23 protein-coding genes are annotated in these 25,911 nt (G+C 52.8%); 14 read left to right on the forward strand and 9 right to left on the reverse strand.

What is annotated here, in order from left to right; genetic code table 11:
• Positions 1 to 126 precede the first annotated feature (126 nt).
• Positions 127 to 783, forward strand: a complete 657-nt coding sequence (locus tag NFU03_RS08920; protein ID WP_251637988.1) for a hypothetical protein — start codon at positions 127 to 129, stop codon at positions 781 to 783.
• 178 nt (positions 784 to 961) lie between these two features.
• A complete protein-coding gene (locus tag NFU03_RS08925; RefSeq protein WP_309296265.1) occupies positions 962 to 2,161 on the forward strand; it encodes an MFS transporter in 1,200 nt (399 codons plus the stop codon).
• Positions 2,162 to 2,385: 224 nt separating this feature from the next.
• On the opposite strand, the gene NFU03_RS08930 is transcribed toward NFU03_RS08925, so the two are convergent.
• A complete protein-coding gene (locus tag NFU03_RS08930) occupies positions 2,386 to 2,649 on the reverse strand; it encodes an excalibur calcium-binding domain-containing protein (RefSeq protein ID WP_251637989.1) in 264 nt (87 codons plus the stop codon).
• 328 nt (positions 2,650 to 2,977) lie between these two features.
• On the opposite strand from NFU03_RS08930, the gene NFU03_RS08935 reads away from it, so the two are divergent.
• The 4 genes from NFU03_RS08935 to NFU03_RS08950 all read left to right on the forward strand — a co-directional run bounded on the left by NFU03_RS08935 (position 2,978) and on the right by NFU03_RS08950 (position 7,442).
• Positions 2,978 to 3,853: a MurR/RpiR family transcriptional regulator gene (locus tag NFU03_RS08935; RefSeq protein ID WP_251637990.1), complete on the forward strand. Its 876-nt coding sequence runs from the start codon at positions 2,978 to 2,980 to the stop codon at positions 3,851 to 3,853.
• A gap of 112 nt (positions 3,854 to 3,965) precedes the next feature.
• Positions 3,966 to 4,859 (forward strand): N-acetylmuramic acid 6-phosphate etherase, encoded by an 894-nt coding sequence (murQ, locus tag NFU03_RS08940; RefSeq protein WP_251637991.1) that lies wholly within the window; start codon positions 3,966 to 3,968, stop codon positions 4,857 to 4,859.
• Positions 4,860 to 4,913: 54 nt separating this feature from the next.
• Positions 4,914 to 6,293: a PTS transporter subunit EIIC gene (locus NFU03_RS08945; protein WP_251637993.1), complete on the forward strand. Its 1,380-nt coding sequence runs from the start codon at positions 4,914 to 4,916 to the stop codon at positions 6,291 to 6,293.
• 78 nt (positions 6,294 to 6,371) lie between these two features.
• Complete coding sequence (locus NFU03_RS08950) at positions 6,372 to 7,442, forward strand: DUF871 domain-containing protein (RefSeq protein WP_251637995.1); 1,071 nt, start codon at positions 6,372 to 6,374, stop codon at positions 7,440 to 7,442.
• A 51-nt stretch (positions 7,443 to 7,493) separates the two neighbouring features.
• Here the strand turns inward: NFU03_RS08950 and NFU03_RS08955 are convergent, their stop codons facing one another.
• Positions 7,494 to 7,832 carry a DUF378 domain-containing protein gene (locus NFU03_RS08955; protein ID WP_251637997.1) on the reverse strand — a complete coding sequence of 113 codons (339 nt, stop codon included), beginning with the start codon at positions 7,830 to 7,832 and terminating at the stop codon, positions 7,494 to 7,496.
• Positions 7,833 to 7,941: 109 nt separating this feature from the next.
• Entirely contained in the window at positions 7,942 to 8,445 is a 504-nt protein-coding gene (locus NFU03_RS08960) for a competence protein ComK (RefSeq protein ID WP_251637999.1), read from the reverse strand.
• Between the two features lie 169 nt (positions 8,446 to 8,614).
• Here NFU03_RS08960 and NFU03_RS08965 point away from each other — a divergent pair, with 169 nt between their 5' ends.
• Together NFU03_RS08965 and NFU03_RS08970 are read left to right on the forward strand one after the other, a co-directional pair.
• Positions 8,615 to 9,061, forward strand: coding sequence for a DUF4385 domain-containing protein (locus tag NFU03_RS08965; protein ID WP_251638000.1), 447 nt, complete (start codon positions 8,615 to 8,617; stop codon positions 9,059 to 9,061).
• An 80-nt stretch (positions 9,062 to 9,141) separates the two neighbouring features.
• Entirely contained in the window at positions 9,142 to 10,044 is a 903-nt protein-coding gene (locus NFU03_RS08970; protein ID WP_251638001.1) for a diacylglycerol/lipid kinase family protein, read from the forward strand.
• Between the two features lie 324 nt (positions 10,045 to 10,368).
• Here the strand turns inward: NFU03_RS08970 and glpK are convergent, their stop codons facing one another.
• The 5 genes from glpK to NFU03_RS09000 form a co-directional block, all read right to left on the reverse strand.
• Positions 10,369 to 11,862, reverse strand: coding sequence for a glycerol kinase GlpK (glpK, locus tag NFU03_RS08975; RefSeq protein ID WP_251638002.1), 1,494 nt, complete (start codon positions 11,860 to 11,862; stop codon positions 10,369 to 10,371).
• Positions 11,863 to 12,000: 138 nt separating this feature from the next.
• Positions 12,001 to 13,104, reverse strand: coding sequence for a YsnF/AvaK domain-containing protein (locus NFU03_RS08980; RefSeq protein WP_251638003.1), 1,104 nt, complete (start codon positions 13,102 to 13,104; stop codon positions 12,001 to 12,003).
• 270 nt (positions 13,105 to 13,374) lie between these two features.
• Positions 13,375 to 14,283, reverse strand: coding sequence for a methyl-accepting chemotaxis protein (locus tag NFU03_RS15730; protein WP_285835436.1), 909 nt, complete (start codon positions 14,281 to 14,283; stop codon positions 13,375 to 13,377).
• A 197-nt stretch (positions 14,284 to 14,480) separates the two neighbouring features.
• Positions 14,481 to 15,236 carry a YflT domain-containing protein gene (locus NFU03_RS08995; protein WP_251638004.1) on the reverse strand — a complete coding sequence of 252 codons (756 nt, stop codon included), beginning with the start codon at positions 15,234 to 15,236 and terminating at the stop codon, positions 14,481 to 14,483.
• A gap of 157 nt (positions 15,237 to 15,393) precedes the next feature.
• Positions 15,394 to 16,626, reverse strand: a complete 1,233-nt coding sequence (locus tag NFU03_RS09000; protein WP_251638005.1) for a polysaccharide deacetylase family protein — start codon at positions 16,624 to 16,626, stop codon at positions 15,394 to 15,396.
• 239 nt (positions 16,627 to 16,865) lie between these two features.
• On the opposite strand from NFU03_RS09000, the gene NFU03_RS09005 reads away from it, so the two are divergent.
• The 5 genes from NFU03_RS09005 to NFU03_RS09025 all read left to right on the forward strand — a co-directional run bounded on the left by NFU03_RS09005 (position 16,866) and on the right by NFU03_RS09025 (position 22,796).
• Positions 16,866 to 18,266, forward strand: a complete 1,401-nt coding sequence (locus NFU03_RS09005) for an MBOAT family O-acyltransferase (RefSeq protein WP_251638007.1) — start codon at positions 16,866 to 16,868, stop codon at positions 18,264 to 18,266.
• 20 nt (positions 18,267 to 18,286) lie between these two features.
• Positions 18,287 to 19,384 (forward strand): hypothetical protein, encoded by a 1,098-nt coding sequence (locus NFU03_RS09010; protein ID WP_251638008.1) that lies wholly within the window; start codon positions 18,287 to 18,289, stop codon positions 19,382 to 19,384.
• 111 nt (positions 19,385 to 19,495) lie between these two features.
• A complete protein-coding gene (locus NFU03_RS09015) occupies positions 19,496 to 20,902 on the forward strand; it encodes a sensor domain-containing diguanylate cyclase (protein ID WP_251638009.1) in 1,407 nt (468 codons plus the stop codon).
• A 175-nt stretch (positions 20,903 to 21,077) separates the two neighbouring features.
• The gene (locus NFU03_RS09020) at positions 21,078 to 22,151 is read left to right on the forward strand and encodes a hypothetical protein (protein WP_251638010.1); all 1,074 of its coding nucleotides are present in this window, start codon (positions 21,078 to 21,080) and stop codon (positions 22,149 to 22,151) included.
• 18 nt (positions 22,152 to 22,169) lie between these two features.
• Positions 22,170 to 22,796 (forward strand): class D sortase, encoded by a 627-nt coding sequence (locus NFU03_RS09025; RefSeq protein ID WP_251638011.1) that lies wholly within the window; start codon positions 22,170 to 22,172, stop codon positions 22,794 to 22,796.
• 52 nt (positions 22,797 to 22,848) lie between these two features.
• On the opposite strand, the gene NFU03_RS09030 is transcribed toward NFU03_RS09025, so the two are convergent.
• Positions 22,849 to 24,276, reverse strand: coding sequence for a trypsin-like peptidase domain-containing protein (locus NFU03_RS09030; RefSeq protein ID WP_251638012.1), 1,428 nt, complete (start codon positions 24,274 to 24,276; stop codon positions 22,849 to 22,851).
• A gap of 296 nt (positions 24,277 to 24,572) precedes the next feature.
• On the opposite strand from NFU03_RS09030, the gene NFU03_RS09035 reads away from it, so the two are divergent.
• Positions 24,573 to 25,880, forward strand: a complete 1,308-nt coding sequence (locus NFU03_RS09035) for a hypothetical protein (RefSeq protein WP_251638013.1) — start codon at positions 24,573 to 24,575, stop codon at positions 25,878 to 25,880.
• The last annotated feature ends 31 nt before the right edge of the window (positions 25,881 to 25,911 follow it).

The following is a 25,911-nucleotide window of genomic DNA, read 5'->3' on the forward strand; positions in this document are numbered from 1 at the left end:
CTTAAAATACATAGGAGATAGAAAGAATAGGTTGTTCAAGCTAACATAGCTTCATAAGAAATCGATTTGCGCCGCTAACAGTCTGAATTGTTTGGTATAATAGAAACGCAAAGCGAGGTGTGTATTGTGGTTGAAAGTCAAATTGAATACTATGAAAGAGAATCGAGAACTTTTAATCCTATTCAGCACGTTGCGAGACGTCTTCAGGATATGGAAAGTAAATCGGACTATGGAGCAATGGTGGCTTCCAAGTGGAAAGAAATCGTGAACCAGACGCTTCAGAATGAAGTGTATCCGGTAGTTCATCCAATTGGGCAAGAGACTTTCTCGTTATACGCAGAATTTCCCACTGGGGTATTTGAATATGCGCTAGATATAGATGGTGCTACTTCTCTCATAAAAGAAGAAAGTAGGAAACCGAAATGTTTTATGCCTACTGAAATTATATCTTCTGTCGAAGAAGGTAATATTAATAAAGACGTACGTACTATAAAGACCAATCATAAGAATCCTATAATGGTGCTTCAAAGTCTGTATATTACCGGTGGCCAGCCGTATTGCATAAATGGAAATCATCGAATATTCGAAGCGCACAGACATAATGAGAGGCAAGTTGAAGTATACGTGTTTAATGAACTTGAATTCATTCCGTTTTTCTATGATATGTGGAGCAAAGCCATCTACTTTTTAGAAATGGATTATTACCATGTGATGCACAACGAAACGAACGTTTTACACGATGAATATACGGCGTATGCTTATAAATTTACTAGTCAATTGTAATGGAACCTCCAGTTCATTCAAACACTTTTACGACTGCCGTCATTTAAAGACAAAAAAATGAAAAACCCTCATCCCCCTACGGTTTTTCTGAAACGAAAAGGAGCTAAAATAGATGATTAGTCCAATTTAAAAATCCCCCTGATAATCAATAAATTTAAGTAAACCAGGGGGAATTAAATTGAATAAAAACTTTTCATTACTAGTAATCGGGCAGTCACTAGCAAATATCGGTGATGTGCTGTATATGGTGAGCATTATCAGTATGATTTTTACATTAACGGGATCTGCCACTGTCGCATCGTTAGTTCCGTTCACTGTGACGACTTCGATGTTTTTGTCGACTGTTTTGACGCCTCTTTTAGTCGGTAGAGTTAACTTGAAGTGGTTATTGTCTGGCTCTCAACTTGGAAAGACAGGGTTGATCCTTGGTTTGGGATTATTGGTCGTCGGAATTTCAGAATCGAATTATTATGTGGTGTTTATCATCATCGCTGGGATCGCACTTCTTGACGGTTGCGCCAATCCGATTAGACAAACGTTGATTCCGCATTATGTCGAGTCCCAGAAGCTGCTAAGAGCAAACGGGATAGCAGAATCAATTACGCAGTTCATCCAAACGGTTATGTGGTTTGTGGGCAGTTTGTTTTTAGTCATTATGAGCCCGCAACAGGTTATTTGGCTTGTTGTTTTGCTATTCGCATTGTCGAGTATGCTATTAACGCTGCTTTCAAATGTAGAACAACCAGCTGAGGAACATGAAAGTATGCTCTCCCAACTGAAAGAGGGGTGGCACACCGTATTCAAAACTCCCGTCTTACGAAAAATCGCCTTGATGGAAATCATGGAAACACTGGCGGGAACGGTTTGGATAGCAGCCATTTTATACGTCTTTGTCAGTGATGCATTACAGGCGGACGAAAAATGGTGGGGTTTTGTGAATGGCTCTTTCTTTTTAGGATTAGTCGCTGGAAGTATGTATTGTATAAAGAACTCCGATACGATTGAAAGCAGGATCGGCAACGTACTGTTTATAGGTGCCTTGTCTAGCTGTTTGATAAACATTTTTTTCAGTATAACGAGCAATCCGTTTCTCGCATTAGGTCTGTCGTTTGGTTTCGGATTATTTGAACAAATACGAGGGATACCGATGCAAACAGTCATTCAAACGAGTGTGGCAAAAGGAAAGTTGTCCACTGTTTATACGTCTCTAGGAGCAATTTCCACCGGAATATTTGGCATAGGTTCCGTTGTTATGGGAGTGCTGGCTGATTTGCTTGGGGTAAGAAGTGTTTTTCTGTTTTCGGGGTTGCTTCTTGCGATTGTTACGTTGCTTGTATTTAGGAACAAGCTTTTATTTATTCGAAATACAGCACAATAAAATAATTAGGCGATAGAAAAATTTCTTCTTTAATAAATGATGAATTGTTGCGGATAGTGAGTAGAGTTGAACAAACTCCTATCGTAGAATTGGTGTGAATTCCCAGTAATCAAGTGGTTTATTGAGAAATAAAAATGCCCTGGCATAATCGCCTGGGCATTTTTTCTTGTATTTATTCCGCATTACACAACGAGGTGCCTGCTTCCTTTTAAAAAGGGCGGACCTTACCGCTCACACGCAATCCCGTCTTTGTCACGATCCAAGTTACTGTTCATGTTATAAAGGGCTGCGTTCGGTGTCGGCGCATATTTCGTTTTGCCGCCTTTGTTGCGGACCTTGGCGTCTTTTGCCACGCCGCCTTTGTAAGCCTTATTGAGCGCCGTGCAATTTTTATATTTTACAGGGGCAGCATCTGCCGTATGGACAGGGATCAGTGCAACACCGAGAGCCAGGACAACAGCGGAAAGCAGGGCAATGGTTCGTTTCATTCTACTCACTCCATTCATTCTTTTTTCCTAGTATACAAGGATTAGGAAATGATGGGAAGTCTTTTTTTGTAGAAACGCCTGCTGAATGCGAAAAGTGGAAACGATTCTGAATCATTTCCGTTTGCCGATTAACTTCACGGAATGGCCGATAACTCGTCCCATTTGGCCGATTCATCTGATGAACTGGCCGATTCAGCAGGCCATCTGGCCGATTACGCCCGCCATTCGTCCGATTCCACCCGTCTCCACCTATCTCCTGCCCGCGGACACCATACCATCACCCATCATCCAAAATACACATTGTCAAAAGGACGCGGGATGCTTCATAATGGAAACAACTGAACTATTGGCAGGAGATGAGGACATGCTGGGGCAGATCAGACGGCAGCTGAGCCGGTTTTCGAAAACGGAACGTAAAATAGCGGAATATGTGCTGAATCACGCGGAACTGATTCCGACGATGACGACGAAAGAACTGGCGGCCAAAGCTGACGTGAGTGAAGCGTCCGTTGTCCGGTTCACGAAATCGGTAGGAATCGGCAGTTTCAAAGCGTTCAAGATCCTGCTCGCACAGGAACTGGTCAACCAGGAGGAATACATCACCGATTTCTCGATCACCCAGAAAAAGGACACGCCGTACGAGCTGTTCCAGAAGGTAGTCCACGTGAACCGCGGGGCGATCGACTTGCTGCTCGCTTCCATCGAGAAGAAGGAATTGGAAAAGGCAGTGAAGACCTTGCAGAATGCACGGCGCATCTTGTTTTACGGCGTCGGCGGATCTGCCGTTGCTGCGATGGATGCCCACTTCAAGTTCACGAAACTTGGTTACCAGGTGGAATACCATGCAGATTTCCACTATATGCTGTCCGTCATTCCGTTCCTGAGTGAAAATGACGTGTTCGTCGCAATCAGCATGTCCGGAGAGACGAAAGACGTGTTAGAGTTGGCGCGCTTCGCCAAGCAGCAGGGAGCCGTACTTATCGCCATCACCAATCTGAATAAATCGCCGCTGTGCAAAGAGGCGGATATCCAGCTCGCGACGCCGAACGTGGAGAAGGACTTCCGTGTCGGAAGCATCACGTCGCGCATGACGCAATTGACCGTCATCGACGCCCTCTATATCAGTCTTGTGAACCAGATGGGGGAAGGGATTATCGACCGATACCAGAATGCCCGGGAACAGGCCGTCAAATTGAGAAGATAATAATTTTTGAATAAAATGAAACTAAGTTTCATATATTCTAGATAATCTATTGACTTGTAATTTCCGTGAGGCGTACAATGGAGTGGACAATCGATAAAAGGGGAGTGATCAGGTGCTGGAAAAACTGGGTACGGAGAAACGGAATCCGGACACGACGCAGCTGGATAAAATGGCTGTGGCCGATGTGCTGGAGGCTATGAACAAAGAAGATGCTTCCGTGACGGAAGTCATACATAACCAGCTCGGCAGCATCGAAAAGACAGTGGAAGCTGTCGTGGATTCATTTGAAAAAGAAGGGCGCCTCATCTATATCGGCGCAGGCACGAGCGGCCGTCTTGGGATTCTGGATGCCGTCGAATGTGTGCCGACGTTCGGCGTATCACCGGATATGGTGGTCGGACTGATTGCAGGTGGATTGAAAGCGTTTACGAAAGCAGTCGAAGGTGCGGAAGACGATCCGGAGCTCGGTAAGCAGGATCTGAAGGACATCGGACTGAACAGCAATGATACCGTCATCGGCATTGCAGCAAGCGGCCGGACGCCTTACGTCATCGGAGCATTGAAGTACGCACAGCAGACGGCGGGGCATACGATCAGCATCAGTAACAACGAAAACTCGGAAATCAGCCGCTTTGCGGATATCGCGATCGAACTTGCGACCGGGCCGGAAGTGCTGACAGGGTCGACCCGCCTGAAAGCGGGGAGCGCACAGAAGATGGTGCTCAACATGATTTCGACAGCTGCGATGATCGGTATCGGGAAGGCGTACGAGAACCTGATGATCGACGTCCAGGCGACGAACGAGAAACTGCAGATCCGTTCAAAACGGATCGTCATGGAGGCGACAGGTGCCGACGCGGACACTGCGGAAGCGGCGTACGAAGCGTCCGGACATCACGTGAAAACAGCGGTCGTCATGATCCTCGCTGACTGCACAAAAGAGGAAGCGGATGAACGGATCCGGAAGACAAAAGGATTTGTACGAAAAGCGATGGAGAAGGCATAAGGGGATTTTCCAAGCACTACATTGAATATAGGGAGAGAAAGGGAGGGTGCACGAATGAGAAAAGAGCAGCAAATGGCGAATGGCATACTGGAGCATGTCGGCGGACGGGACAATATCCGCAAGATCGCTCACTGTATGACCCGCCTTCGTCTGACATTGAAGGACGACAGCAAGGCGAACATCGAAGCACTGAAGAAAGTGGACGGCGTCATGGGGGTTGTCGTCGACGAAACACTGCAGGTCGTCATCGGACCGGGCACAGTCAACCGGGTGGCGGATGAAATGAGCCAGATCACCGGTCTTGGCATCGGGGAAGAATCCGAGCCAGAATACGACAGTCTGACATTTGAAGAGAAAGCGGCACTCGACCGCGAACGCATGAAGGCGAAGAACCGCACGCCGTTCAAGAACTTCCTGCGACGCATCGGGAACATCTTCATCCCGCTGATTCCTGGCCTCGTCGCTTCGGGGATCATCAACGGGGCAGCGAACTTCGCGAAAAACGCAGGCGTCGACCCGGCGCAGACATGGATGCAGATCCTGCTGCTTCTCGGAACGAGCGTATTTACGTACTTGGCAGTCATCGTCGGCTGGAACACGGCGAAGGAATTCGGCGGCACACCGGTGCTCGGTGCGATTGCCGGAATGTTCCTCTTCAATCCGTTCCTTGCTGAAATCACCATTTACGGTGAACCGCTCGTCGTCGGACGCGGAGGCCTGTTCGGGGTCATTTTCGCCGCCTGGCTCATGACGTTCGTCGAAAAACGGGTGCGGAAGATCATGCCGGCTGCGGTCGACATCATCTTCACACCGCTATTTACGGTACTCATCGTCGGGTTCTTCTCTCTGTATGCAGTCGTGCCGGTCGCAGGGTTACTTGCGGATGGAATCACGAAAGGCCTTACGGCAGTTCTTGACGTCGGCGGTGTCTTTGCGGGGGCTGTCCTTGCCGGATTCTTCCTGCCGCTCGTAATGGTCGGACTGCACCACGGTCTGACACCGATCCACTTGGAACTCATCAACACGTACGGCAACACAGCGCTGCTGACGATCCTTGCAATGGCAGGGGCCGGGCAGGTCGGCGCAGCGATGGCGATCTTCGTCAAGACGAAAAACCGCCGTCTCCGCAACATCATCAAAGGAGCGTTGCCGGTCGGATTCCTCGGTATCGGTGAACCGTTATTGTACGGGGTCACCCTGCCGCTCGGCCGTCCGTTCATCACCGCTTGTATGGGTGCGGCGCTCGGCGGCGCATTCCAGGCGGTCATGCACACAGCAGCCACGGGAATCGGAGTATCTGGTATTTCACTGATCCCGCTGATCGCTGACGGCAAGTACCTGTTCTATTTCCTCGGATTGCTCATCGCTTACGGCGGCGGCTTCCTGTTCACGTACTTGTTCGGCTTCAAGGAAGAAATGGCACGCGATATTTAACAGGGTTGAGCATCCATCTCCAAGGGAATTGGAGATGGATGCTTCTATTTTTATCAGATGAAAACGGAGGAGATACATATGATCGGATTGTCCGTCTATCTGGGGACGAAACCATTCACAGAGCACGAAACGCGTATCCGGGACATGCATGCGGCGGGATTCCGCTCCATCTTCACATCACTCCATATACCGGAGAACGAATCATCCGCCTATAAGGAAGAAGTCCAAAAGCTCGGTCGGCTTGCACAGGAACTCGGCATGGAACTCATGGTGGACGTCAGCCCGTCCGCGCTCGAAACACTCGGTCTCACTTGGGATAAGGCAGGAGAACTGACAGACTGGGGGATCAGCGGACTGCGTCTCGATTATGGCATCGCACCGGAGACAATCGCCGCGCTGTCGCAGATTATGCGGATCGCATTGAATGCGAGCACTGTCACCCACGAGGAGCTCGATGCCATGAAAGCCGCCGGACTGCGTCTCGAATCGGCGGAAGCATGGCATAATTTCTACCCGCGTCCCGAAACAGGACTCGGAAAGAAAGAGTTCACCAAGCGAAATGAATGGCTCCGCGATGAAGGCCTGCGCGTCATGGCATTTGCACCGGGCGATGGCGACTTGCGCGGCCCGCTGTTCGAGTCCTTGCCGACATTGGAGAAACACCGTGGGCAGTCCCCATTTGCCGCCTGCCTGGAACTGCTGGACGAGTGCGGTGTGGAGAAAGTACTCATCGGCGATCCCGGCCTGAGTGATGCGTCACTCAAACAATTCAAAGCGTATTCAGAAGGCATTATCCCGCTCCGGGCAATCCGGACAGCTGAAGCCGATACGGAAGCGGCAAAACGGGCGGAAACCGTGCATACAAACCGCCCGGACAGCGCACGCGACGTCATCCGCTCGACGGAATCCCGGCACGCCGCAATCGCTTCAGGGCTGTCCGTCCCGGCAGGCTGGTACGGACGCCGCCGCACCGGCACGATCACCGTCGACAACGAATTGTATTTGCGGTATCAGGGCGAACTGCAAGTGACGAAAAAAGACTTGCCGGCGGACGAGCGTGTCAACGTCCTCGGACATTTGGTGGAAGAGGATATACCGCTACTGCCGTTCATCGGCGGGAACCAGAAGTTTTCAATTGAATGGACGTAAAGCGAACTCCCCCAGCATACGTGCCGGGGGAGTTCGTCTGTTAACGGTTCCTCAACGACCGCTGTCGTCGTCCGTTTCCCTGCGTCGTCTGCCGGCAGGATCCGAAAAGTCCGGTTCTTCCCCGAATTCCGTCCGGAGGTTCGGATTCGTATACAGATCCGGATCCGGTTCGCTGTCCGCCACGTAAGCTTCGTCTTCATCTGTACGGAACAGAAGGCCTAAACTGATGATGCCGCTGATGCCGACGAGCGTGTACACGACTCTGGCCAAAAGCGAGTCCTGACCGCCGAACAGCGTAGCGACCAAGTCGAACTGGAACAGGCCGATCAGTCCCCAGTTCAGCGCGCCGATGATGACGAGTGCCAATGCAATCCGTGAAATTGTTCCCATGAGGTCCACTCCTTTTCGAAATTAGGAAGGCTTCCGCTAGTTAGAAAACGATCCATCCTTACTATTTGTCAAAAAGTGAATTTCATACATGGGAACCGATCAGCGCGCCTCACCGCCTCGCAGTACGGTGAGCGTGATGTATGGACTGTTCAAAATACAGGTCTTTCTGCTGCTGGGCAGAATGGCTGAGAAGCGTCATGAGCCGACCGTGCTGCAGGCGGATGGATTGGGCGGAAGTGGGCACGGTCAGTTCTATTCCAGATGAAAACCTCAAGATCGTCTCCTTTTTTCCGGCGGCCTCCGCTTCGAAATAATGGTTGAACACCCAAGTGCATGTCTGGTGCCTCGAAGAACTTGTCGGGAAGACGCCGACGTCGGCGGACAAAAGGAACGGCACTTTCTGCCTCGATTGCAAGACGATCCGGGCTTCCTGCTGGCGGGCCAGTTTTGTCGAACCGTTCCGAAGACAGGCGACGTTCAGCAGCTCGATCGGGGGTTTAGCCGACAAGTACGTCCCATGTGTCGTCACGACCATCGAGCGGCTGCCCTCTTCATCCTCATATCCAAGCAGAGCAAGCGCCTCGCTGTCCAGCAAATAACTGTCACACATCATTGCAACCCAACTCCTCACCTATGTAGTACTTCCATCATACAGCACTTGAAAATATTTGAATAGATAGAAAAATGAATACGCTTGAAAGCTGTCCGTCCTCTGTGCACAGTTTCACCTATATCACCGAGGGGTAATTCATTGGATAAAAGATGAAAGGTGCGGATCGCGTATGCCGTTCGATTATGAACTCGATTACAGTCAGCTGGATCTCCGCAAAAATCCGGAATTGTACCGGGTCGGAAAAGGGGAACAGGGCGTCTTGCTGGTGGAACCGTACAAAGGTGAAATCCTGCCTTATTGGCGATTCAAGACACCCGATATCGCTGCAGAATCCGCTCAGAAAATATATGACCTGTTCGAGGACTACCGTAAGGCAGATGATTTCGTCGGCATGGACATGGCGCGGAAGTTCATCCAGATGGGCTACACACGGGCGAGACGGTACACGAATCACAAAGGAGGAAGGAAATACAACGAAGACGGTACTGAGAAAGAACGGGAAATCGATCCCGTCAAAGCGGAATCCGCCGCTGTGTTCAAAGGCTGGTGGGATAAAATCCGTGCGGATGAAGATTACTTGCGAAGAAAAAAAGCGCATCAGAAAAAGTATGGATGAGAAGGGGAGAAGCGGCCGGAAAGGTGCATAATACAACAATAAGTGACGACAAAACCGATTCCATCCCTAGGAGGGAGACCATGTATAAGTTTCAGAATGCCCTGCTGCTGTATAACGTGAATGCAGGCGAAGAGGGGGCAGACGAAAAACTGTCCGCTGTTGTGCCGGAGCTGGCAAAGTTCATAAAAGAATTGACGATCATCAGGCCGGACGACCAGATGGAGGCGCGAGCCATCTGCAGGCGGGCAGGACGATACGAATTGTTCATCGTCATGGGCGGGGACGGGACAGTCCACCAGTGCCTTGACGTCATTGCCCAGCTTGAGGAACGGCCGCTGCTGGCTATTTTGCCGGGCGGAACTTCGAATGACTTCTCCCGGACCGTCGGCATGCCCCAGGATTTACAAAAAGCAGCAGAGTCGCTGGCAACCGGTGACATTGTTGAAACAGACATCGGCAAAGCAGGAAATCAGCATTTCGTAAACTTTTGGTCAATCGGTCTCGCTGCTTTGACTTCCCAAAATGTGGACAGCGGGCAGAAAAAAAGTTTCGGGCCGCTCAGCTATATGGCGAGTGCGTTGAGAACGCTGAAAGAGGCTGAAACTTTCTCTTATACGGTCGAGACGCAGGACGGTCAGCTGAAGGGGGAAGCCATTGCCCTGTTTGTGATGAACGGAACGTCACTTGCAACAGCTCCCATTCCGGTTGCAGATATTAGTCCGTACGATGGAAAGCTGGATCTTCTCATCTTCAAAGCGACGAACGCCGCTGCCCTCCTTGAACTCCTGTCGCTCCGGCGGGAAGGCGCAAACAGCGATCAGCTGAAAACAATCGATTATCTTCAAGCCGACTCCCTGAGAATCGAAGCGGATGCCCTCAAGCAAGTCGACATGGACGGGGAACTATATGAATTCCTCACGGGTGAAATCCGAGTCCTCGCGAGACACCTCAGGCTGCTTGTCCCATCCGGCCAGGAGGACTGACATGTCCATCCGAATTGCGAGGAAGCAAAGGAAATGATCATAACTCACAATTACTGTCCCTGAACTGCTTGATTGCGCTCACCAATCGTACGAAGATGCTCAGAAATAAGGAAAAACGCTCATAAATCACAGGAACCGCTCATAAAAGTGGAAAAACGCTCATAAACAAGGAAAACCGCTCATAAAAATGAAAAACCGCTCATAAATCGGTGAAACCGCTCATAAACTGCATGAAACCGCTCATAAATCACAAAACCGCTCATAAAACCTGCTCACTAAAAACACGCACCGGCCGCCCGGTGCGTGTTTTCATACGTTTGACCCTCAAACAAACGCCTGCGCCGCCTTCACGGCTTTCTGCCAGCCGCCGTACAGCTCATCGCGTTCTTCCGCCGGCATGCCCGGCAGGAATTCCTGATCGAGCTGCCAGCGTTCCGAGATCTGGGAGCAGTCTTTCCAGAACCCGACGGCGAGTCCGGCGAGATAAGCGGCGCCGAGTGCGGTCGTTTCATTGATCGATGGACGCTCGACAGGTACATCGAGCAGATCCGCCTGGAATTGCATGAGGAAATCATTCGCCACGGCGCCTCCGTCGACGCGCAGTGATTTCAGGGAGATGCCGGAGTCCGCTTCCATCGCATCGAGCACATCCTTCGTCTGGTAGGCGAGGGATTCAAGCGTCGCGCGGATGAAGTGCTCCTTCGACGTACCGCGCGTCAGCCCGAAGACTGCACCGCGCACTTCGCTGTCCCAGTGCGGCGTCCCGAGACCGACGAAGGCCGGGACGACATAGACGCCGTCCGATGACGTCACCCGCGCTGCATAGGCTTCGCTCTGTTCGGAGCTGCGGATCATCCGCAGCCCGTCGCGCAGCCACTGGATGGCGGAACCGGCGACGAAAATGCTTCCTTCGAGCGCGTAATTGACCTTGCCGTCCAAGCCCCAGGCGATCGTCGTCAGCAGCCCGTTGTCGGACTCGACCGCCTCCTCGCCGGTATTCATGAGCATGAAGCAGCCGGTGCCGTACGTATTCTTCACCATGCCCTGCTCGAAACACGCCTGCCCGAACAGCGCCGCCTGCTGGTCGCCTGCGATGCCGGCAATCGGCACGGCTCGGCCGAAGAACTTGCTCGGCTCCGTATGTGCATATATTTCGGATGACGGCCGGACGTCCGGAAGCATCGTGCGGGGGACATCGAGCAGCTCCAGCAATTCGTCATCCCACTTTAGCTCGTGGATGTTGTAAAGCAGCGTGCGGGACGCATTCGAGTAGTCGGTGATATGGGCAGCACCACCGGATAGCTTCCAGACAAGCCACGTGTCGATCGTACCGAACAGCAGCTCGCCGCGCGCCGCCTTTTCCCGGGCGCCTTCCACATGATCGAGGATCCATTTCACTTTCGTTCCCGAAAAATATGGATCGATCAGCAGGCCGGTCTTCTTGCGGATCATCTCAGCGTGGCCATCCGCCTTCAGCTGATCGCATATGTCCGCGGTCTGGCGCGACTGCCAGACGATCGCATGGTAGATCGGATTGCCGGTCTCCTTATCCCAGACTACAGTCGTCTCCCGCTGGTTGGTGATCCCGATGCCGGCGATCTGGTCGGGTGTGAGATTTTTCTCGGATAAGACGCCCGCAATGACGGACAGGATCGAACTCCATATTTCAGTCGCATTGTGCTCCACCCAGCCGGATTTCGGGAAGTACTGGCGGAATTCCTGCTGTGCAGTGAAGACGGCTTCACCTTGTTCATTGAACAGAATGGCTCGTGAACTGGTCGTTCCCTGATCAAGCGCTAGCATATAGCTCTCTTTCATGTGCTAACCTCCATTCTCCGCGGTATGCCGGAAGCGTCCGCAGACACGTTTTTTTCCAGTGTAGCACAGGCCGGTCATGACAGCCTGCCGCAGAATCGCAATAAAAAACCCCTGTTCAGCGTGAACAGGGGAGGGGGATTACCATTTTCCGTCAGTCTTGTCAGTGCGCTTGCCGTCAAGGGAATCACGGACATCGACCGAATCGGTTTCGCCTGTGCGGTTCACTTCGACTTCTTCGCGTTTCAATGTTTCGTCAACACGCTCGGTATCCGTGACAGTCTTCTTGTTGATGACCAATTCTTCAGTCACGACCGGTCTCTTCGTCACTTCCACACGCTCTTCCGTGACAGGGACGCGGATTGTCTCTTCGTCGAACGTTACACCGTCAGCTGCTGAAACGCCTCCAGTGCGTGCTGTCTGATCAGTAACAGGGCGTCGTTCGATCGTCACTTCTTCGTGTTCGACCGGGATGTCGGTTTTCACGCGTTCTTCGACGACGTTCTTTTCAAGTTCGACTTCACCGGTTTGGACTCTCTGCTTGTCGAATTCCAACTTTTCTTCATGGAGATCGACTGTTTCAGGCATTGACTCAGTCGTTTTGTTGTAAGCCCCTTCGCCGTGCAGGCGCTCTGTCCGGACGTCACCTGTTCCGGCGCCGGCCGTCTTGTCGTAGTCTCCGTGAAGATGGTTGGCTGATCCGGTGTCAGTGCCGAATCCGCCTGCTGCTGTATCGGACAGGGACGGATCGCTGAGCGGTGTCGTTTCCGGAGGCATGGCGTCTGCTGTTTCGCCTGGTGCAAAGATATTTGCCCCGAGGTTCGGATCAGATGCAGCATCCGTACCTGTCACCCCGCCTGCGACTCCTGCTGAGGTGCCGTAGCGGCCGGTGTTCTTACGGTGCAATTCACCTGCTTCGCCTTCGTCCACGTAGAGGACCATGCCGCCGTTCTCCAATTCACGTGTGTACCGCTCTTTTTCCGCCTCGCTCAGTCCGAGGTCGCCGAGCATATGGTGTACATGGTTTTCTCCGGACATGAAGTTCATGAACTTGTCCATCCAGTTGCCATCCGTCGTCTTCACTTCTGCATCTGTGCGGCTTCGTACCATCTGGACATCTCTGTCGTCCTTCGCGATGACGTAAATATTGTCGTCTGGTGTTCCTGATGCTTTCAATTCCTTGATTTTTGCATAAAGCTCATCTTCTGTGTGGTAAGTTCCTACAAATCGCTTGTCTTCATTCATGGGTAGTTTCCTCCTCTGATTTAACTTGCTGTTTTTGTTGAATTGCTGCTATACGGATTGAATACCCGGGGGATAGCAAATGAAAACATGAGATTGTGAAATGTGGGGAATCGTAACGGAACTGTAACAGAAGAAAGAGAGACAGCGCCGTTTGGGGATTGCCTGCCGCAACAGGAGGTAGGGGAGGGCCGTCCTCCTATAAGGATGATGAATTCGTAAATGGAAAGGGAACACGAGCCCTTAGTGAGGCACGTGTTCCCTGGTATGTCCTTATACGATTTCCGAAACTCTCAGTGATTGGTGCTCGAGTGCAGAAGCGGAAGTGGAGAGGGCGGTGAATTCGTCCATCATCGATTCGACTTCACGTTTGCACTCGTCGATGCTTTTCTGCGCCCGCACGGTGCCGTGGCTGATCAGTGCCACTTCCTTCGTGATCGAGTCGATGCCGTCACGGACTTCAACGATGGAGGCTTCCACATTGGAGGATAGTTTGCGGACCTCTTTTGCAACGACATCGAAACCTCTGCCGTGCTCGCCGGCCCGCGCAGCCTCGATTGCCGCATTCAGCGCAAGCAGATTCGTCTGTGCGGCGATCGCCCGGATCGTCTTGACGATGCCCTGGATATCGTCGGTATGCTGCTGGAGCAGCGCCAGCGTATCGGTGTTTTCGTGGGATACTGCGGAAATGTCTTCGATCCGGTCAAGCAGCTGCTGGTTGCTCGTGCGCCCGACATCCGCTTTTCCGGTAAGTGCCTGCGCCATTTCATTCAGCTCTGAAACGACTTCCAGAGCGAGATCCTGGCGCCTCGTAATATCCGTCGCCACTTTCGATACGCCGAGCACTGACCGGCCGTCTTCGCTGAAGACAGGCATGTAGGTCGCTTCAAGCCATATCGCATCCCCGTTCTTCGCTTTCCGTCTTACTTTACCTGACGACGGCACGCCTTTCCTAAGTTCCTTCCATAGTTGTGCGTAGGCCGGGCTCACCGCATATTCGGGGTAGCAGAGCTGGTCGTGCTGCATGCCGATCAGCTCCTCTGTCCGGTAGCCGACAGCATCGGCAAAGTTCTTGTTCACGTAAGCGATGCGGCGGTCCAAATCGAACCGGATGATCGCCAGGTTGTCTTCCAGAGACTTGACGACCAATTCATCAGAGACATTCTCAGCAACAGCTTTCACGGCATTTCCTCCCGTTTTCCGATAATAGTTTCATAGTGATTGAGAGTTATTGTATCATATGGACTAAACTATAGGTAAAGAATTTTAAAATAAATCCTGTATCTGTAAGAAGGATGAGGCGAATTATGTACATTTTCCGGTGGTCAGCATGGAAAACCAGGCAGGGAATACATTTTCCCTTGCCTGGTTTTAGATTATCAGAGTTTTTTACTGTCGTCCGGACCTTCGCCGCGTTCATAGAAGAAGTCGCCGCGCATCGGCTGTTCCTCCAGTCCGGGATCCGTGTTCACGGATTCCTGGAACTCTTCACGGCGGCGCTGTTCGTCCGGATCCCTGCCGAGTTCGCCGGCGAAGTCCGTGATTTCCATCCCATTCGTCAACGTATCATCGGCCGCTGAACTGTATTCAGGATAGGCCATCCGCGTCTCTTCGGAATGGAGGCGTTCGGAGCGTCCCTGTTCAACGGCAGGGGTGGTGTCCCCGAACGCAGGCTGTTCCGACGGCCGGTTAACGCCGTCTCCGGGCGGTGCGACCCATGTCTCCGCCCCGTCTTTCGCCGGGTCGCCGTATACTTCGGTCACACCGCTGCGGACACCGGTTTCCTTGTGCCGTCCCGTTCCTCCTGTTTCCTCTTCCACATACAGCAGTATGCTGCCGTCATTGACATCCTGGTAGAACCCCGCGCGTTCGTTATCGCTGAAGCCGAGTTCGTCCATCAGGCTGCGCACCCGGTCTTCGCCGGTCATGAAGTCCATGAATTTATCGACGAGAGATTCGTGTGTCGTCTGGATTTCCGCGTCTGTCCGGCGCTGGAGCATCTTGACGTCATCCTCGCTTTTCGCGACGACGAAAATCTGGCTGTCATCGTACCCTTTCGTCTTCAGTTCCTGCACAGCAGACAGCAGCTCCGCCTCCGTCCCATACATTCCGATGAATCGTTTGCCTCTTTCCATAGGTGAACGCCTCCAATTGGTTTCCGCTTTGCTTTGATTACAGATGAAATACCCCCGAACGGCATGCCGGAAACCTGCTCTGCCTGCCGGATCGCCCGTCGTGAATGGAAGCACAAAAAGGCAGCCGCCCGCGAAGGACCGCTGCCTCTCTCCATATTCAGTAAGCGCCGTACAGTTTCTTCTCGAAATCCTTGAGTGAGTGGGCAGGGGAGATGCCCTGCCGTTTCAGTTCATACCGGTTGTCGCCGAGTTTGACGTTGCCCGGATTTGTCGTGAAGGCCATCCGGATACCGGAGGCGGCGATCGCGTTTTTGCTCACCGTGTTGAACTGGCCGAACGGATAGGCGAGGTACCGGATGTTCGGATCCTGCATGTTCCACGCTTTCGACACTTGGAAACGCCCGAGTGCGATATCGTCCTTGATCTCATCAGCTGTGGAAGTCGTCAGGAACGGTTCGCGTGTTGCAGGTCGCCGCAAGTGCATTCCGTGCGTATGGTGCTGGAAAGTGAATACGTCCGCTGTCTCGCGGATCTCCTTCAGGCCGACATACTGGAAGGCCTGATCATCCCAATTTTGCGCCTGTTGCTTGATGCGTGAAGTGATCAGGAAGGCTGTTGCTTTGAATCCACGCTCAGACAGCACCGGGTAGGCGTATCTCTGGAGGGACAGCAGTCCGTCGTCGAACGTCAGCAGCACCGTCTTGTCCGTCAGGTTCTTGCGCAAGGCGAGCCAGTTGTCCAAGTCTTCAGGCGCGATCGTTTTCCAGCCATTCTTCTTCAGATAATCCATCTGCTGCAGGAACGGCGCATAGTCGATCACCATATTGTTCTGCGCGAACGGCGTGGCGGCCCGCTTCTCTACTATATGATGATACATCAGGACCGGTACACCCGGATCGGCTTTGGCCATCGTCTTCGGGATGAACCCTCTTCTGCCGCCGAAGTCCACTTCGATATGCGTTTTCGTCTGTGAAAGCACGGGCATCCGCTGTCCCGGATTGACGTATCCGAGCCGGAAACCGCCTTTCAGTGCACTTGCAACCGACACCCGCTGCTGCGTGATCATTGTCGTCCGTCCTTTCGGCAGCGCGCCGGATTTCGCCGGAGCAGCAGCCGGCTGAATCAGATGGACGGGCACGGCAAGCTTGTCATTGCCGAACGTCAGATAGGCGTAGCGCTCGTCCTGCGCGGCTAGCTCATAGGGGACATTCGCCATGAACGTCGCGGTTCCGGTCAGCTGGCCGCCTTCCACGGCGTAACCTCCGGTCGATTTGGACAACGTGACGAACGGCGCCGGAGCAGCCGCGTGAACACCGGATTGGCCGGCGCAGAGAAGCAGACAGACGAACAGACCCATCCGGAGAACGGATCGGTATTTCTTTGAAATCACATGCAACATTCCTTTTTATCTATTATTTTTCCACAGACGTTACTACGAATCTACCAACCAGTGTATCATATCAGACACATGTTTTTGGATGGATTTAGAAAAAGATTGTCAGAAAATAAGGGAAGGAGACGGCGGCCGGATCGGGCATGGCTGATTTCGGGAATAGGTACCGGACAAAAGCCTGCTTATGGTATACTTCAACACAGCATCCACCAACTAATAAATTTGCGGGGTACCTTATGATTTTCAATTCATTCGAATTCATCTTTCTGTTTCTGCCGATTGTCTGGGCAGGGTTCTTCCTGATCGGAAAAGCGGCGCCGCCGTTTGCTAAAACGTGGCTCCTGCTCGCTTCGCTCTTCTTCTATGCGTACTGGAACCCGGCGTATCTGCCGCTGATCGTCGGCTCGATGATCGTAAACTATATCATCGGCGTCTTCCTCGGCAGAAACAAATGGCTGCCGACCCGGAAACTCATCCTGACAGTCGGCATCCTGTTCAACGTCGCATTGCTCGGCTACTTCAAGTACCGTGATTTCTTTGCGGAAAATATGAATTTGCTCTTCGGAACGGACATCGAACTGATCCAGGTGCTTCTGCCGCTCGCCATCAGTTTCTATACATTCCAGCAGATTGCGTATTTAGTCGATTCGTATCGGTTGGAGACGAACGAATACAACTTCCTGAACTACGGGCTGTTCGTCTCGTTCTTCCCTCAGCTCATCGCGGGTCCAATCGTCCACCACGGCGACATGATGCCGCAGTTCAGCGACCGGAAAACGTACCGGGTGAACTATGAAAACATTGCGAAGGGACTGGTAATCTTCGCGGTCGGGCTCTTCAAGAAAGTCGCCATCGCGGACACATTCGCCGCCTATGCCAACAGCGGTTACGGCTCCGTCGATACATTGACGATGATCAGCGGCTGGGTGACATCACTGTCGTATACGCTGCAGCTCTATTTCGACTTCAGCGGATATTCGGATATGGCGATCGGACTGGCGCTGTTCTTCAACATCCGCCTGCCGATCAACTTCAATTCGCCGTACAAGGCGCTTGACATCCAGGACTTTTGGCGGCGCTGGCACATTACGCTGTCCGGGTTCCTGACAAAGTACATTTACATCCCGCTCGGCGGAAGCCGTAAAGGCGTCCCGCGCACCTACGTCAACATCTTCATCATCTTCCTGATCAGCGGGTTCTGGCACGGGGCCGGGTGGACGTTCGTAATTTGGGGGATCCTGCATGGTCTTGCAAGTGTGATCGCCCGAATCTGGAAGCGTTCCGGCGGCAGGCTGCCGAAACTGTGGGCATGGGCCGTCACTTTCCTGTTCGTCCACTTTGCATTCGTCATCTTCCGGGCGCCGGACATGACCGTTGCCATGCAAGTGTTCAAGGCGATGTTCGGCTTCGAAGGCCTTCATCTGACAGGCGTATTCTCAGTCTTCAATGTGTCACTCGGGACGCTTGCGTTCTATTTGGCGATCGGACTCGGGATTGCGCTGTTCGCGAAAAACTCGGTGCAGATCATGGAAACGGAGAAGCGGACGCCGCTCCTTACGGTGTTCGTCATCATGCTGCTCTATTACAGCGCCATGCAGCTGCAGCGCGTCAGTGAATTCCTGTATTTCAACTTTTAACACAACGCAGACGGAAACAATTGGCAAGGAAGGTGATTCTTCTGTCGGATAAAAAATTCTCCCGCGTGACGGTTGCCGTATTTCTCGTCATGGCAGCCATCACGGCGGGCTTCAATTACTGGATCGACCCGCTCTGGCATTACGGTCATGCAAATGCGTACAACAGCGTCCAGAAAGTGACGAACGAGCGCGAACAGAAAATCGCGATGCTCCATTACGGGCGTCACGACTACGATACACTGCTGATCGGCAGCAGCCGGTCGACTTACATCCACCCGTCCGCTTTCGAGGATTGGGATGTCTTCAATTTCTCGGTCGCCAACATGTCGATCCGAGAAGTGCACAGCATCATGCTGTACAGCCAGTCCCAGCTCCCAGGCCTGAAACGATATCTGATGGGCGCCGATTTCTTCAAATCGAGCGAAAAGGAAGCGGGGGCTCCGCGTTCTCTCGCCAATTACGAAAAGAAGATCGCGCAGCCGTTCTACCGGACGAAAAACCTGCTGTCACTCGACTCGCTCGACATCTCGATCCAGAACTTCCTGAATTCGGCGACGGACACGATCGACGAAGAACGGATGTACAACCGTAAAGGGGAGGCATTCGCGAAGAAACTGACGAAACAGGAAGTCGATGAAAGCACGAGCCTGAAGATCGAGCGGTTCGAAGAGGAGTTCTATGGAAGCAACTACACGTATTACAAGGACTACCCGATGATCCTCGAAAAAATCAAAGAAGCAGCGCAGCCAGGGGAATTGACGGTCTACACGACACCGATCTCGACGGCGCTGTTCGCTTCACTCGTCAGCACGGGGCTCTACGAAGATTACGAACGATGGATCCGCGACCTCGTCTCCGTATACGGCGGCGTCTGGAACTTCATGTATCCGAATACCATCACGAATGACATCACGAATTACCAGGACGGCCACCATTTCTATCCGGAGATCGGGACGCTGATCGCGAAACGGATCCAGCATCCGGACACGGCGGAAGTGCCGGCTGATTTCGGAGTGTTCGTGACCGCGGATAACGTGGACGAGCATTTGCAGCACGTCCACGAGCTCATGTGGGAAGCGATGATCGGAACCGATGGTGGGATGAAAGAAGCGGAATGAACGGTTTATTCATCTCTGTAGTGAGTCTATAGTATCGATGAACAGGTTTATGGTTATGGTTCTTTGGGTACATACCTGTAATCAAATCGATAAGTATAGGAGACCATTGTGATGCGCGAGAGAGTATACAACCTACAACAGACTATCCAGTCGCTGCAAATCCAAGGGAAATACGGAGAGGTGATCGAACCGTGCTATCAGCTGCTGCAGGCGGCGACGGACGCAGGGGACCGGCAGCTGCAGATGGAGGCCTACGCCAGTTTTGCGCTATGCTTCTACAAACTGGGAGATACGAAAGATGCGTTCCATTATATAGAACAGCACGCAATCCTTTGTGAGAACCACGGGACGAAGGAAGACTATATGTATTCCTACCATATTTTCCACCTGCTGTACGCGTACACGGGCAATTACGGCCGGGCACGCCATGTCCTGGAAACGGGCATCGAGCTTGCGGAACAGCTGGAGAACCGGAGGCTGGTCAGCGAGAACAGCAGTGAGCTGAGCTTCGTACTCTGCCAGCTCGGGGAATATGCGGAAGCTCTCGAGGCCGCCAAGCGGGGAGCACGGATTGCAGCACTCGAAGACCCTTATTGCCCGTACCTCGTCCTGAAAGCGACACTCGCTTCCGCGCGGGCCTGCATGGGGCTCGGAGACTTCTCAGCGGCGGAAGGACTTCTGGAAACGGTGATGAGGGACCCGCTGCTCCCGTCATATGATGCGGAAGTCGTCCAAAGCTGGCGGCTGCTGGCGGATATCCAGCTGGAGCAGGGGAAGACGGAGGAATCACTTGCGAGCCTGGAGCAGGCAGCAGAGCGGGCACAGACCTTTCAGGATCATCAGCAGCTGAAACAGATCTTGCAGCAGCAGATCCGTCTGTGCGGGAAGACAGGCGATTTCGGCCGGGGATTCACCATCCAGCAGAAGTACATCGGGCTGCTGGAAGATCTGCAGCGTCAGGAAATTTCGAACGAAGCGATGAAACTCGAAATGAAAGTGAAACTGCGGGAGCTGGAAAAGCAGGCGAATACCGATTTCCTGACAGGGGTCGCTAGCCGCCGGGCTCTCGAGGACACCGCCAGGAAATGGCTCGCTGATCCAACCGAGACAATGCAGAACATCGTCTGCATCGCATTCGACATCGACAACCTGAAAAAGGTCAATGACACCTACGGCCATCCGTTCGGCGACCAGGTCATCCGGAAAGTGGCCGCGACGTGCAGCTCCCTTCTGCGTAAAAACGACAGGACGGGGCGCATCGGCGGTGATGAATTCGTCGCCATCCTCCGGGACATCACTTTCCAGGACGCCTGCAGGACAGCCCGCAGGATGCTCGACGCTGTAACGGCAATCCGTCTCGAGTGCAACGGGGAATATGTCCCGCTGACGCTGAGTATCGGCGTGGCGGAGAGCCAGAACGGGCGGATCACCGACTATTCCATGCTGTATCACAAAGCGGACATCGCGCTCTACAAAGCGAAGAATGGCGGGAAGAACCAAGTCGTCTGTTATAAATGAAAGAATGAAAAACATCCGTATTCCGTCTTCGGATGGATATGATCGGCGAATCTCCTCCTGCCATCCGCGAAGCGGCTGACAGGGGGTTTTTCTTTTATCAGAATAACAGATTACGAGAAGGCGATTCAGGGAATACGACGGATACTACGACTGATCGATATGGGGGCGGAAATGTGTGGGAAAAGGGAGAATTGTACTGATTGCCGGTGTGCTAGGACTGTACGGGGCTGGCACGGCGGCGGCTGCTGAAACGGAAAGTATGGGGCCGGCAGTTGAATTGGAGGAACTGATTGACTGCCAGTTCGAAACGGATGAAACCGCCGATCTGGAGGAGGTCATAGGATTCCCGGAAGACGGGGAAGCGGTGTCGGATGAGGAGTTAGTTCTCATTGAGCCAGATGCAGCACTGGCCGAGCCGGAACCCGAACCGTCGGCGGAGGATAATTTATCAACAGAGGCAGCACCTGAGGGTATGATACTTTCAGATGAGCAAGTTTCAGACAGCACAGGAGAGACGGCGGAAGAAGGTGTGTATCCGGCATGCCAGGAATCGGCAGCGGAACCTGCAGACGAAGACACGGCAGAAGACGGGACAGAGCATCCCATGAAGGAAGAGGACCTTCCTGCAGCCGGAACTTTGGCAGAAGAATCGGAGAGCGGGCCAATCGAGCACGGATCGGAGGATGAAACAGCGTTCACTGAATCAGAAGACGTTGCTGCAGCAGTTGAGGAACAAGAGACGATCTCCGATTCGGCTGAAGAACCCGAACCCGATCCAGAGCCTGACGAAGACACGGCAGCTGGTCAACCTGAAGGTCAGGTCGACCAAAACGCTGACGCACATGCAGAGGGAGACACTGTCTCGACTGCGAGTGCGGGCGGTCCAATCATCGAAACGGATATCGAGATCGAGACGATTTCTCCTGCATTCCCCGCGAAGCCGTCCGGAACTGTTGACCTGGACACGGACAGCAGCCGAACAGAGCAAGGAGTGAATGGAACTGTTGGAAATAGCGGAAGCGGCCCGAACCGCGGCGGGCAGAACGGAACAGCCATCAGCCCATCCCGTTCAAACGGCACGCTCGGTATGCCGAATTCGGGAAGGGACACATCCCGTAATGGCCTGGACCGGCTTCCGAAAACGGGCGGTCCTCTCGGGAAGACAGAACTTCTCTATGTGAGCCTTATGCTCATCTCTGCAGGCGTTTCGCTAAACTGGTTTTCACGAAGGAAACGATCGGTGCAGTGACAAGGAGGGATAGCATTAATGAAGAAAACGGCACGATGGATGGGGAATTTCCTGTTAGTGGCGGGCATCGGGCTGCTCATCTGGCAATTCGCAGGCAGCAGACAAGTGGATAACAAACGGAATGAACAGCTGGAAGCGTTCGCCAGCTTGAAAGCGGAAGCCGGTGAGCGGCTGAAGGCTGACCAATCCGGAGCCGCCCAGCCCGGCGAAGCGGCTGCGGCCGGCAACAAGGAACTCGGGGATATCGAAGGGGTGCTTTCCATCCCGCAGATCGATATCCGCGTACCCGTCGCCTATGGAGCGACACCGGAAATACTGGACCAGGGCTTCGGGGCCATCCCGAATATGGATGAGCCGGGTGAGCAGGACGGCAGCTACGCCATCGCCGGCCATCAGTCGCACGTATTCGGAGAGTTCTTCAACCGGCTCGATGAGCTGGAGACCGGCAGCAGGTTCGCCTTTGAAACACCGGCTGAGGAACAGACCTATGAAGTGTACGATATCCAGATCGTCGATCCGGAACAAGTAGAAGCGATAGCACGGGAATCAGGGAAAGCGAAACTGTCGCTCGTCACCTGCTACCCGAAGAACAGTGACAAACACCGGCTGATTGTAATGGCCGAGCGGGTCGATCCGTCTTCATGAAAAAGAGAGTCCGGCATGCAGCTGAACTGCGTGCCGGACTCTCTTTTTTGATTCACAGATCAACGACATTGCTGATCTGGTAATAGCCGAAGTCGTCAGTGATGATCGTATACACCTTCCGTTTCTCGAAGAAATTCTGTTCCCCTTTGCTGTCCGCCACCGAGTAGGACAAATACATCGTCAGGAGTGCACGGTCTTCCTGGATATCGATATCCAGTATCTCACTGTCGTAGAACTCATACATCCGATCGTCGGCAGCGACTTCATCCACAAACTTCTCAAATGCGCCGGCAGTCGGCGTACCCGGCAGCAAGTAGCCGGCGATGGCGGAGAACCCTTCCTTGTACACTAACGAATTCTCATAGTCCATGCGGAAACCGGAGAGGAAGTTGTAGAGTTCATCCTCGCTGAACCCGCTGTCGTACGAGTAGGAATCATCGCTGCCGGAGTCCTCGCTGTCATTCCCATAGCCGTCTTCATAGGAATCATCATAGAAATCCGTATAGTCGTCGTCATACTCATGGCCGCTGTCAGAGTTTGAGCTTGCCGTATAGCTGTCATAGACGCCGAACAGGGAAGCGACCGCTGTTTCGCTCATCGGCGAAGCCGCCCATTGGTTGATCAGACTGAGCACGCTGTGCATCGGAATGGAGAAACCGAACGTATTATTCTCTTTGTACAGCAGTGAATTGATGCCGATGACTTTCCCTGTTTTCGCATCGAGCAGAGGGCCGCCGCTGCTGCCTTGGTCGATCTGCGCGTCGATCTGATAAATCTTTTCGTAGATGAAATTGAGTTCCATGTCGCGGTTCAGACCGGTCAAGTAGCCGACGGATGCGGAATTCTCAAAGCCTTGCGGACTGCCGAGAGCGATCACTTCCGTCCCGATCGGGGATTCCTCCGTTTCGCTGATGAGAGGAGGAAGCTGGGCATACGCGGACGACCGGATCAGGGCGACGTCGTATTTATCCGAAATCCCGATCACTTTTCCGGCAGCGTCTTTCCCGTCGGAGTTGCGGACGACTACATCCGTGTAGCCGGCGACGACGTGTGCATTCGTGACGATAAGTCCGCCTTTCTTATAGAGAAAACCGGAACCGAGTCCGTCGCGTGTGAAGATGGTGAACACCCGGGGCAGGGATTCTTTGATCACCTCTGTCTTCTCTTTCTCTTTTGCCGGATTTTGCTGTTTTCCCTGTTTGGCCGGGCTCTGCTGGGCTGTCACCGGAAGTTTCTGCTGCTCTTCCGCCAGTGCAGGCGGATCCGATTCGGTTGAGCGGGAGTCTGATACTTTCAGAAGTCTGCTGAAATCCCAATCGGTGGCGTAGCCGATGCCGGCTGCGGAACCAGCCAGCAGCAAAATACAGGTGAGGACGACCGGCAGTACCCATTTGGCGGGCGCTGACTTTGTCGGTTTCCCGCAACTGGAGCAGAATTTTGAATCCGTATCGTTTTGAGTGCCGCAATGTTTGCAGAACATGAAAGGTATCCTCCTTCATTATAAGAAGTAACTGTTAATTTGATAGTACCATAGATTTGGTCATTTTGAACTAGCAAATTTCCTGCTTTTCATTGTAAGTAAAAAGAAACGCAGAAAACTATCTGGATTGTTACCTGAGTGTAAATATTTATTTACAATGTAAAGACTGTCATGTCAGAGTTGAGTGATAATTTTACGAAAGTGAAATGTTTAAATGGATATGCGGTGGGTAGAGGCCGGAATACGGGAGTTTAGAAAACTAAACTTCGATTCGATAAGTAAGAGGAGGTGAACATGTGAGAAACGCATTTGCAGTCTTATGTACTAGTTTACTTCTGTTTTGTCTGCCGGGAGCCGTTTTGGCGGATGATGGGAAGGAAACGGAACCTGCTAAGGAACGGAGAGGTCTCGTCGGCGGTCTGCTGAACCAAGTGAAAAGTACGGTCGATGAAACGCTGACTTCCACGGGGCAGCTCGTCGAAGAGACGGTAAAGTTCACCGGAGACACGGTGGACCGGACTGCTAAGTTCACGGAAGATACGGTCAAGACAGTGACGAAGCCATCAGGCAAACGTCCGGTCAAGGAGATCGTGGAAAACACGACGAACTTTGTCGGGGAAACTGTGGAAAGCACGGTCCCTGTCGTTGAAAAAACGACCGAGACTGTCCAGAAAGTGACGGAAGAGGCGGTCAAGGTGACGAAGCCGCTCCCGAAAGTGCCTGTCGTCACGCCTGTCGTTGACAAAACGACTGCAACGGTGACGGACCTGACAGGAAAGGTGACAGAAACGGCGGATGAAACGGTCGGGACGGTAGTCGAAACCGTGACCAAGCCGCTGAAGAAGCCGTCTGCTGAAAAGCCGACTGTCCGCCCGGACGAACCGTCTGCTGAAGAAGGTGCTCCGGCGCCGTCTGTACCAGGGAAACCGGATCAGCCGGCAAAACCGGATCAGCCGTCAACCCCGGCTGAGCCTCCAACGGTGAAACCGGATGAGAAGCCGCAAAACGGAAGACCGGTAAAGCCGGAAGCTCCAGAAACAGGCAAACCGGTTCTCCCTGAATCGCCCGGAGCAGATGAAAAGGCGGAAGAGATCATTCCTGCCATCCCGCTCGAAAAGCCTCAGAAAGCACCAGCAGCCGACGCGACCAACAACGCTGTATCATCGGTTGAAGGTACAGAAACAGCTGACAGCCGCACGGACGTTGAACAATCGCGTGATTACAATACCGATGCCGCAGCTGATCAGGTTCTGCCGCTTGCTGAGTCATTCTCCATGGAGAGTTCCGGGCAGGCAGTAAAAGCAGAAGAGCGCGTTGTGCAGTCTGATGAAGTGACAACAGCTGCAGTTCCGCTGAAACCGGAAACCTCGGCAAAATGGAAGCCCGCGGTCGAATGGGTGACAGGTTCATCTTCCGTCAGCATTACGCCATCAGTGTCGGTATCTGCAGGAGGTGGCGTTCATGCGATCCCAGCTGACGACTGGCAGATCGCGGTCGATAATATCCGCCAGAAATGGTATGTGGAAGACATCATAGGGACACTGCAATGGGTCCATTCACCACCCGGACAACCACCCCAGTCATCTCCTTTTTTATACGTGTAATACAAAACGATAAAAAAGGAGAGATTCAATC

Source organism: Sporosarcina sp. NCCP-2716, from assembly GCF_023707985.1.
Taxonomy (GTDB): Bacteria; Bacillota; Bacilli; order Bacillales_A; family Planococcaceae; genus Sporosarcina.

Coding starts and splice junctions, on each gene's coding strand:
- NFU03_RS08930 (WP_251637989.1), bottom strand. CDS start 2,649: ATGAAACGAACCATTGCCCTGCTTTCCGCTGTTGTCCTGGCTCTCGGT.
- NFU03_RS08980 (WP_251638003.1), bottom strand. CDS start 13,104: ATGAATGAAGACAAGCGATTTGTAGGAACTTACCACACAGAAGATGAG.
- NFU03_RS08970 (WP_251638001.1), top strand. CDS start 9,142: ATGTATAAGTTTCAGAATGCCCTGCTGCTGTATAACGTGAATGCAGGC.
- NFU03_RS09025 (WP_251638011.1), top strand. CDS start 22,170: ATGAAGAAAACGGCACGATGGATGGGGAATTTCCTGTTAGTGGCGGGC.
- NFU03_RS08935 (WP_251637990.1), top strand. CDS start 2,978: ATGGAAACAACTGAACTATTGGCAGGAGATGAGGACATGCTGGGGCAG.
- NFU03_RS09005 (WP_251638007.1), top strand. CDS start 16,866: ATGATTTTCAATTCATTCGAATTCATCTTTCTGTTTCTGCCGATTGTC.
- NFU03_RS08995 (WP_251638004.1), bottom strand. CDS start 15,236: ATGGAAAGAGGCAAACGATTCATCGGAATGTATGGGACGGAGGCGGAG.
- NFU03_RS08945 (WP_251637993.1), top strand. CDS start 4,914: ATGAGAAAAGAGCAGCAAATGGCGAATGGCATACTGGAGCATGTCGGC.
- glpK (WP_251638002.1), bottom strand. CDS start 11,862: ATGAAAGAGAGCTATATGCTAGCGCTTGATCAGGGAACGACCAGTTCA.
- NFU03_RS08960 (WP_251637999.1), bottom strand. CDS start 8,445: ATGATGTGTGACAGTTATTTGCTGGACAGCGAGGCGCTTGCTCTGCTT.
- NFU03_RS08965 (WP_251638000.1), top strand. CDS start 8,615: ATGCCGTTCGATTATGAACTCGATTACAGTCAGCTGGATCTCCGCAAA.
- NFU03_RS09030 (WP_251638012.1), bottom strand. CDS start 24,276: ATGTTCTGCAAACATTGCGGCACTCAAAACGATACGGATTCAAAATTC.
- NFU03_RS08950 (WP_251637995.1), top strand. CDS start 6,372: ATGATCGGATTGTCCGTCTATCTGGGGACGAAACCATTCACAGAGCAC.
- NFU03_RS09015 (WP_251638009.1), top strand. CDS start 19,496: ATGCGCGAGAGAGTATACAACCTACAACAGACTATCCAGTCGCTGCAA.
- NFU03_RS08955 (WP_251637997.1), bottom strand. CDS start 7,832: ATGGGAACAATTTCACGGATTGCATTGGCACTCGTCATCATCGGCGCG.